Source organism: Paucibacter sp. KCTC 42545, assembly GCF_001477625.1.
Classification (GTDB): Bacteria; Pseudomonadota; Gammaproteobacteria; order Burkholderiales; family Burkholderiaceae_C; genus Paucibacter_A.
Genome location: NZ_CP013692.1, coordinates 4,034,249 through 4,047,395 on the forward strand (window position 1 = coordinate 4,034,249; position 13,147 = coordinate 4,047,395).

General features: G+C 66.5%; 6 protein-coding genes. 1 reads left to right on the forward strand and 5 read right to left on the reverse strand.

All coding sequences use genetic code 11. The features are described from left to right. Positions 1-116 precede the first annotated feature (116 nt). Together AT984_RS17275 and AT984_RS17280 are read right to left on the reverse strand one after the other, a co-directional pair. On the reverse strand, positions 117-2,105 hold the full coding sequence (locus tag AT984_RS17275; RefSeq protein WP_156422079.1) for a hypothetical protein: 1,989 nt from the start codon (positions 2,103-2,105) through the stop codon (positions 117-119). 102 nt (positions 2,106-2,207) lie between these two features. Further along, positions 2,208-2,426, reverse strand: a complete 219-nt coding sequence (locus AT984_RS17280; RefSeq protein WP_058721166.1) for a hypothetical protein — start codon at positions 2,424-2,426, stop codon at positions 2,208-2,210. Positions 2,427-2,725: 299 nt separating this feature from the next. Between AT984_RS17280 and AT984_RS17285 the strand changes: the two genes are divergently transcribed. Continuing rightward, the gene (locus AT984_RS17285) at positions 2,726-6,283 is read left to right on the forward strand and encodes a Dyp-type peroxidase domain-containing protein (protein WP_058721167.1); all 3,558 of its coding nucleotides are present in this window, start codon (positions 2,726-2,728) and stop codon (positions 6,281-6,283) included. A gap of 19 nt (positions 6,284-6,302) precedes the next feature. On the opposite strand, the gene AT984_RS17290 is transcribed toward AT984_RS17285, so the two are convergent. From AT984_RS17290 to AT984_RS17300, 3 genes are all read right to left on the reverse strand, one after another. After that, positions 6,303-9,410, reverse strand: a complete 3,108-nt coding sequence (locus tag AT984_RS17290) for an adenylate/guanylate cyclase domain-containing protein (protein WP_197418151.1) — start codon at positions 9,408-9,410, stop codon at positions 6,303-6,305. 277 nt (positions 9,411-9,687) lie between these two features. After that, positions 9,688-10,803 carry a hypothetical protein gene (locus AT984_RS17295; protein WP_058721169.1) on the reverse strand — a complete coding sequence of 372 codons (1,116 nt, stop codon included), beginning with the start codon at positions 10,801-10,803 and terminating at the stop codon, positions 9,688-9,690. Between the two features lie 102 nt (positions 10,804-10,905). Beyond that, positions 10,906-12,909 (reverse strand): PAS domain-containing sensor histidine kinase, encoded by a 2,004-nt coding sequence (locus tag AT984_RS17300; protein ID WP_082680126.1) that lies wholly within the window; start codon positions 12,907-12,909, stop codon positions 10,906-10,908. Positions 12,910-13,147: the final 238 nt, after the last annotated feature.

Genomic DNA, 13,147 nt, shown 5'->3' on the forward strand with positions numbered 1-13,147 from the left:
CAAGCGACAGGAGAGGCGATTGAGTTGCAGCAGAGCCGGATGAACGCACTTCCGGCTACTGGAAAACCCCTGGTCTCAGCAGCATCAAGCGCCTGCAACAAGGGCTTGCTCGCGCTTCAGCGCGCGCGCAGCACGCGGGTGGTCTGCTCCTGCTCATTGAGGCGCTGCTGCGCCGTCAAAGGTTTGACCCGCGCCGCCGCCAACGCGGCCTGATCGAGATTGGCGCCCCAGGTCTGCCCGGCCCGCAAGGCCAGCGGCGCGGCCAGGCCGGCGCTGAAGTTGGCCGGCAACCAGGGCAGCAAATCGTTCAGCACCAGTTGCAGGCGCGGCCGGATGCTGGGCTCGCCGATGCGCCCGCGCTGGCCCCAGTTCAGCACCAGATCGGCGCTGCTGCTGCCGGGCTGCAACTGATTGGTCACGGCAAAGTCACGCAGCACGCCGTAGCGCAGCTGCATCATGCCCTCCTCCACCAGCATGGCGGCGTCCTCACGCGGCACGCTGGCGCCGCTGGGCACCGAATAGCTGTAATCGTCGTTGACCCGGTCCTGGCTGAAAAAACGGGTGATGTCCTCGGGGCGGTAGGCCTCTTGCACCGGCGTGGGTGTGGCGCCAAAGGACAGCACCGAGGCCAAGCCCTGCATCTCCTGCGAGAAGAAGGGCAAGGTTTGCGCCAGTTGCTGCGAGGCGGTGTTGACCGGGATGGCCTGGTAGACCCGCTTGCTGCTGTCCAGGCTGGCATGCACGCGGGGCGGCAGAAAGTCGTTGGCATGCGTCAGCTCGTGATACAGCAAACGCCCCAAGTCGTAGGGCAGCTCACTCAGGCTGCGGCTTTGGCGCGCGCTGATGGCGTAGCTGGTGACGGCATGCTGGTTATTCAGCACATAACGCCAAGGCGTGGCGAAGGCCAGCGTGCTGCCGTTGCCGGAGCGCGGGTCGGCGGCTTCGCTGATGCTGTCGCGCTGGGCGGGGGTGAGCCACAGATAGCTGGCATCCAGATAGATGGCGCCAGTCGTGCTCCAGTAAAAAGCCGGCCGCACCTGGCCGCCGATCACCACGGCGGTGACGGCCGCCAGCATGCGGCGGAAGTCGCCATTGACGTCTTGCTCGCGCAAAAAGCGCTCGAACACCTCGGCCATCCAGTCGTTGGAGACGACGACGCGCTGCATCACCTGCTCTACCGTCGGCGCCGCCCCGCCGCTGGTCTGGCCGAGGATGGGCAACTGGCCCAGGGTGCAGGTGTTGTTGGGATTGCTGCGGCTCAGGTAAGGGCTGAAGACACAGTCGCGCAGGGCCGCCGCATAAGGGCCTTGGGCCAGATAGGGGTAAGTGCGGCTGACCGGATTGCTGCTGGTGAACAAAGGGTCGGCCGGCAGACCCGGCACGGCTTGCACCAGCAGGCTGAACTGCCCCGTGGCCGTACGGCCATCGGCCAGGGTGAGCCGCACGCTCAAGCTCAGGCTGCTATCGCGCTGCAGCGCTGGCGCTTTGATGATGACGCGCCAGCCGTCGGTGCCGCTCAACGTGGCGCTGGCGTCGCCGCTCTGGCTCCAGGCCACTTGGGCGCCTTCCAATTCGGCCTCGCTGAAGCCGGGTGCCCAAGCGCGCAGCGAAGTCTGCCCACCGGCCAGCACCGAGGGCTCGCCGCGGACCACCAGGGCCGGGGCTGCCGCCGCACTGCTGCTGTTGAACTGCACCGGCGCTTGAAAAGAGCGCCCCTTGGCATCGACATAGCGCAGATCAAACTGATAAGCCCCCGCCGCCGTGGGCTCAACACTGAGCGCCTGCGAGCGGCTGGACATGGCATTCAGGGCAGGGCCGGCGGTTTGCGTCCATTGCAGGCCGCTGAGCGTGGCGCCCTCGCAGGCGAGCAGAGCCAGTTCGGTGTTGCGGCCGGCCGGCGGTGCGGCCTCAAGCGCCAAGCGTGCCACCGAGCCGGCTTCACATTGGCTGCTGAGCGCGGGGACGGGCAGTGGCGTGGGCGTGGGGGTCGGTGGCTCATTGCCAGCAGCGCCGCTGCCTCCACCACCACCGCAGGCCGCCAAAAAGAGCAAGAGCGCCAAGCTCCAGGCTTGCGCGCCCATATTGAATGCTTTGTTCTTTTTCATCGCCTTGTCTCGGTCCGGTCCCGCCATGCGGGCGGCCATATTACAAGGCGGCAGGATCAGGCGCGCAGCGGCCTAGGGGCGGCCGCTGCACATCTCAGCAGATCAACTTTGAGGAGCCGACTGCAAGCTGCTGGCCTGAGCCGAGCGCGGTGCCAGCGTGCTGCGGGGTGACTCCACCACCACACGTTCCAGCTGCACCACGCGCGGCGTGGCGGCCGGCGGCGATTCAGACAAGGCGGCCAGGTTCAGCCCCAACAGCGCCGCGGCGGCGACTGCGATCAGAGCGGTCAACAAAGTGCGCAAAGCGAGTTGGGATTTCATGACGAGGGCCTTTCGGTGTTGCCTGCCAATTTTTGACAGTGAACACAGTGTCGGCAAAGGCGGGGCCGCATGCCAGCGCCGCGAGACGAAGGCGCAAATAGGCTGCGTGAACGGCGCGGGGCGGCGATGAATGGCTGACGGGAACAGTGGCGAAAGGCAGCGCCCATCAGCGCGACCAAGCCCCTTCTAGCCCAAGACCCCAGCCCTCTCAAGCCCTATTATTTGCCACGACAAGAGCGGCCAAGCCGCCTATCGTGCGCACGGTCCGCGGGCCCACACACAACAAATCAGGGAGCACTATGAGCAAGCCAGCCTTCGAAACCCAGCTGCAAGGCATCACCGATCTGGTGCTGATCACACCGATCAAGCCCGGTTTCGTCACCGCCTTCGAGACCATCACTTATGTGGACCGGCTGCGCCGGGTGCTGAAGTCGCTCAATGCCTTGCGCCTGGGCGCGCGCGAGTCCAGCGATGCGCCGGGCTTGTTCACCGATGTGGTGAGCCGCTTCCACATCGTCCACTCCTTCCGCTGGGCCATCATCGCCCCGCCGGCTGATGCCGCACCCGGCACGCCGCACAAGCTGCTGCTCAATGTCTGCTTCGACGGCGGCTGGGAGCCCTATATGCGAGTGATCTGGGACCAGCTTGGCAGCATGCTGGACCTGATTCTGTGCCACGCCGAAGGCTACCGCCTGGCCAAGGAAACCAGCTTCGAGCGCTACAAGGACTGGGTGCGCGAGCATGAGATCGCCAGCGATTTCCTCTACTTCGAAACCGGCCGCAGCAGCGCCGACCACGACTATTTGGCCGCCCTGGAATGGCAAGAGCGCGAGCACCCCGAGACCGATGCGGCGCTGGCCGCCACCCGCATACGCACGCCCGTGCCCGGCGAAACCGCGCCCTTGCCCGATGGCCTGCCCGCCCGCGCCGCCATGGCCGTGCGCGCCCTGCCGGCCCTGGCCACGCTGTACACGCTGGACCGCTACTTCATGCGCGATGACCCCAGCGTGGCGGACGGCCAATGCCTGATCCGCGCCGCCCGCGACATCTTGTTCGAGCTGGTGCAACTCGACACCGCCAAACTGTTCCCGCCGGGCAGCCCCCTGCGCGCCGCCTACTACCGCATGCTGGACTGGTTTGAAAAGCCCGCCCGCGTGGCCGAGATCAGCACCCGCCAGCTTGACTACCAGCCCAGCGACATCCAAGGCGGCATGCTGACGGCCTACCCCGACTTGAGCGGCGGCGCCATGGTCTTGCTGCGCGTGGTGCAAGCGCCGCAGGCAGTGGCCTGGCTGGCGGCCTTCCCGGCCAGCAACGAGGACGACACGGTGAAGGGCAACAAGCCGGCCGACGGCTTCTACCGCAATGTGGCGCTGAGCCTGGCCGGCCTGCGCGCGCTGGGCGTCAGCAGCAGCCGGCTGGAGCGCATGCCCCAGCCCTTTGTGGAAGGCATGGAAGCACGCGCCGGTGTGCTGGGTGATCTGCGCCACAACCACCCGCGCTACTGGAAACTGCCGCAGCGCAACTGGCCTGCCGCAAGCGCTAACGCCGAAAGTGGCCGGGTTGATCTGAACGCGGTGCATGTGCTGATTCAGCTGCGCCATGGCACCCAAGTCAGCGAGGCGGCGCGCCAAGCCGCCATCCAACAACTGGAGCAAGGCAGCGGCTTGCAAGTGCTGTCGGTGCAGGCCATGCGCCGCAATAGCGCACCCGGCAAGCCCAAGCAGACGGTAGAGAGCTTTGGCTTTGTCGACGGCATCAGCCAACCAGTGGTGGGCGAGCCCAGCGGCCCGACGCCGGCGCAGCCTTGGTCAGATGCGGTGCAGCGCGGCGAGCTGCTGCTGGGTTATCGCACCGATCGGGAGCGCTACGCCGTGCCCGAGCAGGCCGACGCCTTGCTGGACAAAGGCACCTTCCTGGTGGTGCGCAAGCTGCGCCAGTTTCCCGGCCGCTTGCAGCAGACCCTGGACAGCCAAGTCACCGAACTGGGTCTGGACCGCAAAACCTTGCTGGCCAAGATGATGGGCCGCTGGCCCGACGGCGTGCCCCTGGCCGCGCCCGCCATCGGCCCCGGCAACAACTTCAATTACAGCCAGGATGCCCAAGGCAAGGCCTGCCCCTTCCACGCCCACATCCGCCGGGCCAACCCGCGCACCGACCCCACCCTGGCCACCCCGGTGCCACGCCTGCTGCGCCGCGGCATGTCCTACGGCCCGCCGCTGCAGCCGGGCCAGGCCCCGGCCGACATGGATAAGGACGAACGCGGCCTGATCTTCATGGCCTATAACGCCAGCTTGGCCGAGCAGTTCGAGACCGTGCAGCGCTGGATCTCCGGCGGCAATAGCAGCGGCGGCTATGCCGGCCAGTCCGACCCCTTTTTAGGCGTGGCCGTGCCCAAGGCCGCTGCCGCTGAGCGTCTACCCAGCACCACGCCACGGGTGTTCCGCTTCGAGCATGAAGGCCGTGCGCTGAGCCTCAATCTGGGCGAGCAACCGCTGGTGGAGCTGCAGTGGGGCGCTTACTTCTTCGTGCCTGCCATCACCGCCCTGCGCCAGCTGCCCATGCTGGTGGAGCTGCCGGCCTTCCCCACGCCGATTGCCGTGCCGGCCCGCGCCCCCGATGTGGCCGACGCCAAAGCCTGGCAGGAATGGCTGGAAGACAGCAATAGCCGCGACGCCGCCTGGGCCTATGTGCGCAGCCAGCCGGGCGGCGTTTTGCGCACCGCCTACGGCGTGCTGGTGGGCGAGGCTGCGCGGGTCTGCGATGTGTTCCGCGACGTGGATTCGCGCTACTCGGTCAGCGGCTATGGCAGCCGCATGGCGCAATCGGTGGGGCGCGGCTACCTCGGCATGGACGAGGACAGCGGCCACCGCGAACAGGCCCCCCTGATCAACGCAGCCATCGAGCGCATCGACGAAGCCAGTGCCTTCGGTGCCGCCCGCACCATCGCTAACGCGGTGATCAAGCAGACCGTGGGCGGCGCCCGCCAGCTGCAACTCAAAGAAGCCTTGCTGGACCTGGAGCAGCTGTCCGAACATGTGCTGGCCGCCCTGTGCCAGCAATGGTTCGGCCTGCCCGACCAGCGCCTGATGTGGGGCACCGAATGGCATGCCGCCAGCGACACACCGGCGCCGCGCTGCCCGCGCGACTTCATCGCCGTGTCTCGCTATGTGTTCGGCCCCCACCCCAGCCCGGTGGTGGAAAAGACAGCCAGCAAAAAGGGTCAGGCCTTGCAGGCCGCCGTGCGCCAATGGCTGGCCGCGCAAAAGCCCGGCGCCAAGCTGCCGCCCTTGAGCCAGGCGATTGCCGAAGCCCTGGCGCCGCTGAGCCAGCAAGACCCCGACATCATCCCGCGCACCCTCACCGGCATCATGCTGGGCTTCCCGCCCACCGTGCATGGCAACACCCTGGCCTGCCTGGGCGCTTGGGTGATGAGCAAAAAGCTCTGGGATGTGCAGCAGGACTGGCCCGCCGCGCCGGCAAGCACGCCGCCGGCCCAGCTCTACAGCCGCGCAGTGTCAGCCCTGCGGCCCACGCTGCTGGCCACCATGGTGGGGCGGCCGGTGCCGAATATGGTCTGGCGCACAGCCCGCAAAGCCCATCAGTTAGGGCTGGTGGAGGTGCAGCAGGGCGAAACGCTGATCGTGGGCATTGCCTCGGCCACGCAGCAAAACCCGCGCGAGCACTACACGATGTTTGGCGGCGACCGGCGCGACGCCGTCAAGCCCGCGCCGCTGCATGCCTGCCCCGGCTATGCCATGGCCATGGGCGTGATGATGGGCGTGGCCGCGGCCGTTCTGGAGGCCGGCACGCTGCGCTTCACCGGCTCACCCACAGTGCTGGGCGTGCAGGTTTAAGCGAGCGCGCCGCGGGCCTTCAGGCCGCGGCGGCGCGCAGCCGCGCCACTTCGGCCAAATGCCAGTCCATGCCCATGCGGGCGAACAAGGGCTCGGCCTGATCGAGCTCAGGCCCGCCGCTGCGCCCCAGGGCGGTGGCCAGCTCGGCCGCGCACAGCAGCGTCACGGCGCGCTCATGGGCCGAGCCGCGCCGCTCGGCCACGCCGAAGGCGCGCGCCAAATAGTGATCCACGCGCGCGGCGGCGGCTGCGGCCTGGCTGGCATCAGTCGCCGCCACCGCATCAGCGGCCGCCAGCCGTGCGGCGACCCGGTAAGCCATGGCCACACCGATCAAATCATTGCGGCGGGCGCGATTCAGCGCCTCGGCAATGTGATGGCGGGCGGCCTCGACCTGGCCTTGCTCGGCCATGATTTCGGCCAACCAGCCGTGGTTGAATGAATTGAACAAGCCGCCACCGCGCGGTGCCAGCCAATGCGTGGCGTTCAGCAAGACCTGGCTGGCAGCCACCGAGCGCGTGCTCTTCCAGGCCGCGTAGGCCTGCGCCGCATGGCCCATCGCGCAGGTGAACAGGCTGCGCACCTGGGTGCCGATGCGGTGCGCTTCTGCCGCGCAGACTTGCGCCTCGTCCCAGCGCCCTTGCCACAGCAGCACGGCGGCGCGCCAGCCCTGGATGGAGGCTTCCACCGCATGATTGCTGCCGCGCACATCGGTCAGCGCTTCCTCGAAGACGCTGTGGGCCTCCGAGAAATGGCCTTGGTCGCCCAGCACATAGGCCTGCACGGCCAAGGAGTAAGCCAGGCCCACATTGACCCGCCCGGGGCGATGACGCGGGCGTTGGTAGGCAATCGCCTGACCCAGCAGCGCCAGGGCCGGCTCATACTGGCCCGCCGCCGCGCGGATCTGGCCCAGCACGCCGCGCAACTGGGCCACCAGGCCTTCGTCCGTGCCTTGCTGAGCCGCGGCCAGGCCCTGCTCACAATGCTGGGCACCCACATGCGCCTGGCCGAGCGCGTAGTGCACATAACCCAGCCAATACTCGGCGCGGGCGATCAGATCCTGCTTGCCGCTGATTTGCGCCAGCTTGGCCGCATGCTTCAAGACCCGCAGGTCGGCAGCCGAGGCGTCGAACACGCAAGCCATGCCGAAGCGCTGGGCGATGGAGATCCAGCGTAGGGCAATCTCGTCGCTGGCCGGCAGATGCTCCAGCGCCTCCAGCACCGCGCGGTACTGCTGCTTGGCGCGGTCCAGGGCGGAGCCGGCCAGCGCCTGGTCACCCGCTTGTTCGGCATGCTGAGCGGCGGCTTCCCATTGGCGGGCAGCGCGGCTGTGATAGGCCAGCAGCTCATGCACCGGCGCTTGGCCCGGCTGGGCCATACGCTCGTTCAACTCGGTCAGGATGCGGCGGTGCAAAGCCTGGCGGGCCTGCATGCCAATGGCCTCATAGACCACATCGCGGGCCATGCCGTGCTTGAAACGCAAATAGCCGGGGCGCTGCGCCGGGAACACAAAGTCCTGCGCCGCGAGATTGCGCACCGCCGGGTGCGACTCATCGCAACCGGTCAAGCGCTGCAGCAGCCAGCTGGGAATCACATTGCCGATCACCGCCGTCACTCGCAGCAACTCGGCCTCGTCGGCCGCCAAGCGCGCCATGCGCGACTCAACCAGGGCCGACAACCAAGCGCTGCCATGCCCCAAGGGGTTAGCCGCCATCGCCCCAGCCGGCGACACCTGTGACACAAAGGCGCCGAAGTTGCGCAAGGCATCTTCCGCCCCGCCCTCATGCGCCAGGGCATGGCAGAGCTCCTCGATGAAGAGCGGGTTGCCACCGGCATGACGCTGGATCTCGACGGCCCAGAACGGGTCCACCCGAGGCAGCAGCTGGGCCGTGGCGGCTTGCGCCTCCTGGGCGCTGAAGGGCTGCAATTCATGCACCTGCACCGGGTCACGCCAAAGTTCGGGGGCGCTACTGAGTAAGTCGGGTGCCGCGTTCAGTCCACACTGCGCCTGCGGCCGGCTGGCGGTCAACAGCATCAGCGGCAGTTGCGCTTGCGCGGCCGTGGCGCGCAGGCGGTGCAAGAGGGCTGTGCTGGCATCGTCGGCCCAATGCAGGTCGTCGATGAAGATCAGCTGGGGCAGCTGCTGCGCCAGTTGCAGGAAGTAAGTCAGTATGGCCTCGGCGCGTGCCTTGACTGGCAGCTGCATGACTTCAGCCGCCTGCTGGCTGCCCAGGGCGCGCTGGCTGCGCAGCATCTGCAGAAAAGGCTGCAAGGGCTCGGCGCTCAAATGGCTTTCGCAGTAGCCGCGATGGATCTGGCAATCCTCATCGGCGGAGCGGTACAGAAACTCTTCGGTCAGCCGGGTCTTGCCCAGGCCCGGCTCGGCCTGCACATTGATCCAGCGCGGCCGGCCGCGGCTGGCGGCGGCCAAGGCCTGCTCCAGCAGGTTCAGCTCGGCGCCACGCCCGACAAAGGGGCTGAGGCCGCGCAGCTGGCTGGCCTCAAAGCGGCGCTTGATGGCCGAAGTGCCAAAGATGCGGTAGACCGACAAAGGCGTCGCGCGCCCCTTGACCAGCAGGGGCCGGCGCTCATCGGTTTGGAAGTAATGGCATTGCAGGCCCAAGCTGGCTTCGCTGACCAGGATTTCGTCGGGGCCGGCGGCCTCGCACAGGCGCGCCGCGATATTGGGCACATTGCCCAGCAGTTCGAACTTGCCGCGCACCTCGTCGCCGGCTTCCATCAGCACCATGCCGGCATGAATGCCGGAGTGCAGGGTCAGGACTTGCCTGTGCGGCCAGCAGGGCTGGCCCGAGGCTGGGCGCATCTCACGCACCGCCGCGTGCAACTCCAGGGCCGCCATGGTGGCATGCCGCCCTGCTTCTTCATCCGGCTGCGGATGGCCAAAAATGGCCAGCATGCCATCGCCTTGGATGCGCACCACCGTGCCGCCGTGTTTGGCCACCAGGCCTTGGTAGAGGCCGCGCAACTCGGCCAGCATCAAGGCATAGTCTTCGGCCTCCATGGCTCCCGCCAGCCGTGTCGATTCCGACAAATCAGCAAACAAGATGGTCAGGTTGCGCCTATGACCGGATGCCCTCAGTGCCGGCGCTAAATCGGACTGCTCGCTCATGCCCCTGTTCTCATTTTTTTCGGGCTGAGGTACACCGCCTTCGCCCAGCAAGCCAATGGCTTGTTGCGAAAGACGGTCTTGCGCCAACCCTTTTTTGATCACCCGCGGCTCTTTGGCCGACGTTCTGGCGCGTATCGTACCGCTTGGTGATAGAAAAAAGGAATTACTACCTTTCCAGGGGGATGCCGAAGTCCGCCAAATCCTCTTCGCGCAGGCCCAGGTAAATGGATTCCCCCTGGCGGCGGTGGATATTGATCTTGGCGTTATAGACCCGGTGCTATAGACCATGCTTGTCGCGGATGGCGAATTCGCTGATGTCGAATTGGCTCTCTTCATCGCGCCGCCCGGTCAGGTAGCAGGCGATTTCGTCAATCTCCGAACCACCCAGGGCCAGGCCGTCGAGTTGCTTGAGCGGGGAGCGAGCGCGCTCCACAAAGTCTTTGCTGTCGATGCGCTGGCTATTGCCGCCCTGGCTGTCGTGCATCAAGGTGCTGAATTTTCCCACCAGGATCTGGCCGGGCAAGGCGCGGTCCAGCATGCGCGCCAACTCGATCGTGACCTGGCCCACCAAATAGCTGAAAGAGGTCGGGTTCAGGCCTTCGGACTGATAGAACTCGTAGTGCGAACCGACATGGAAGGCGGCGCGCAGGCGCGGCACCGATTCCGGCCGCAATGCCCGCTCACGCGCCAGGGCGTTATCGGCCAGGATGAATTGCAGCAGCTGGTAAAGCTCCACATTGGCTTCGATGCCGCGCATGCGGTTCCAGATGTAGAAGCCGTCGCCGGTGGTGGTGCGGGCGAAATTGATATTGATCTCGCGGTCCAGCAGCTTGGCATAAGCGGCGTTGACCGAGCAGGACAAGCTGCCCAACTGCACCACTTGCTGCAGCGGCTTGAGCAGGGAGAAGCCCACTGTGTCGAGCAGAATCACGGCGCGATCTTCCACCAGGCGGATGCTGTAGCGCGCCACGATGGCGGCCACCAGCTCCAGGCCCAAGCCCAGCTTGGGCTCGAAGGGCAGGTCCACATGCAGGGGCGCGATACCGAATTCGGCCGCCAGGGCATCTAACTGGGCGTCGGGCAGCTGGCCGGGTTGGGCCAGCACCTCGTCGAGCAAGCGGCTGCGGCGTTCGCCTTCGGCCTCATCATTGGCGGCCTGGGCCGCCTGCACGAACTCGGTCAACATCGGGTGCGGGGCCAGCAGCAAGCGCAAACCCTGCGCACTGGGCGCCCAGCCGTAGACCAGGTTCTGACCCAGGTCCCACAACTCGTAGAGGCGTTGGTCGAGCAGCATGATGTGCTCGCGCACCTCGGCCTCGCTCAATTGCGCTGGCCAGTCGTAGGCCATGAAGCCGTCCAGCCATGACTTGCGGCGGCGTAACACTTCGTTCAATCCCAACACTCCTTGGCGACTCTCAATGCCGCGCATTGTCGGTCAGCCGGGGCGGCTTGGGCTGCTTGGCCTGGATTCTCGGGAGTGGCCGGGTGTCGGCACTCACCAGCTGCGCGGCGCGTTGCCACCGGCCAATAACTGCGTAATGCTGGGGACCAGCTCATCAAGCAAATGCTCTTTCTTGATCAGCCGCGCCAGGCCCATGGCCTGCACCTGCTGCTGCAGATGCTCGCTGACGTAGCCGGTGGACAAAAACAGCGGCAGCTGCGGGTGGCTGCTCTGCATCGCCTTGGCCAGGCCCAGGCCGTCGCGCCCGGGCATGTTGTAGTCGCTCACCACGACGGCGATGTCCTGGCCATATGCCGCCAGACTGGCCAGCGCCTCGTCCACCGAGGCGCACAACAGCACCCGGTAGCCGGCCCGCCGCAGCAGGCCTTCGACGGTCAGGCGCATCACCTCGTCGTCATCCACGTACAAAACCTGCGGGCGCACAGCGATTTGAGCCGGCAACGCCGCAGGGCCATGGGCTTGGGGGCCGGGCGATGGCGCCTGCACCGCCGCGCCGGTGTAACTGGGCAGATAGACGCTGAAGCAGCTGCCCGCGCCGAGCTGGCTCTCCAGCGCCACAGCGCCGCGATGGCTGCGCACGATGCCATGCACCACCGACAAGCCCAAGCCCGTGCCCTGCTCCACCGGCTTGGTGGTGAAAAAAGGCTCGAAGATGCGCGCGCGGGTCTCCTCGCTGATGCCGCTGCCGTCATCACGTACGAAAAGATGGGCATAGTCGCCGGCCGGCAAATCCAGCTCGGGACGGTCCTCGGGCAAGTGGCAGGCGCGCAGGCCGACTTCAATCTTGCCGCCCTGGGCAGGCAGCGCCTGCCAGGCATTGGTGCAGAGGTTGAACAAGACCTGCTGCAACTCGCTGGCATCGGCCTCGACCCGCAAGGACTCGTCCGCCTCAACGATGCGCAGGCTCACCCGTGGCGGCAGACTGGCTTGCAGCAGCGCCAGGTTGTCCTTGACCTGCTCGGCCAGCGGAATAACTTCCAGGCTGTGCGGCGCGTGGCGGCTGAAGGCCAACATCTTCTGCACCATGCTGCGGGCGCGCTCACCGCCGCGGCTAATCAGGCGCAGCGGCTGGCGGGCCGGGTGATCCTCGGCCAACAAGGCGCTGGCCAGGCTGACATTGGCCAGAATGGCGCCCAACACATTGTTGAAGTCGTGCGCAATGCCGCCGGCCATGGTGCCCAAGGCCTCCAGCTTCTGGGCTTCACGCAGGCGCAGTTCAAGCTGATGACGCACCGCCTCGGCCTGCACCCGCTCACTCAAATCCACATCCACGCAGTACAGCAAAGCCTCGCCGCTGCCGCTGCGCTGCATGGAATGGCTGGAAAACACCGGCACCGGCGAACCGTTCTTGTGGCGCAAAACCAGCTCCTCGGCCGGCACCGACACCACGCCGGACTGCAACCATTGCTGCGTGCCGGCGATCACCAGTTCGCGCATCTCGGGCGGGATGATCAGATCCTCCAGCTTTTGCCCGATCGCCTCCTCGGCGCTGAAGCCATAAAGCCGCTCACTGGCCTTGTTCCAGAAAATCACCCGGCGCTGGCTGTCATAGCCCTGCACCGAAACGCGCTCCACCCCTTCAATCAGCGCGCGAAAGCGCATCTCGCTTTCTTGCAGCGAGGCCTCAGCCAGCTTGGCCGCGCTGATATCGCGGAACACGCCTTGGGTGGCGGTGACGCGCCCTTGCTCATCCAGCACCGGCTCGGCCTGCACGCGAACCCACAATGGCACGGTAGCCCGCTGTTTCAAGCGCAAGTCCAGGGCATAGGCGAGGCCCTGAGACTCGCAGCGCGCCTGGGCGGCGATGACGCTGTCGCGGTCAGCGTCCTGCATTAGCGCCCAGCAGTCGGCAAGGGTGTGCAGGCTGTCCGGTGGCGCGCGCAGGATTTGATAGCTCGTGCCGCATGCATGAAGCACCCCCGCGACGCCACAGTCCTGGCGCCAAGCGCCTAACTCGGAGAAAGTGGCCGCGATTTGCAGCAGGCGCGGATCAGGCGCATGGCCGCGGTCCATACCTGCACCCGTCACAACGCCCATAAATGGCTCTCCTCATTTGATTGGCTGAAGCCACCCCGAACGGGAATGCGCACGCCAGCACCCGCATGATGGTCTGCAAACCGTCATCGGCGCTCTTGCGAACGACTTTAATCCCTACTCGGCCCGGTCCTAGACTTGAATTGACACGGTAAGAAGGTTCCGCCGCACCCTTGGAGGCCAATATGCCCCCTTTTCCAGTGCCTGCGGTGCTGCAAACAGACATTCAGAAGGCAAGCGG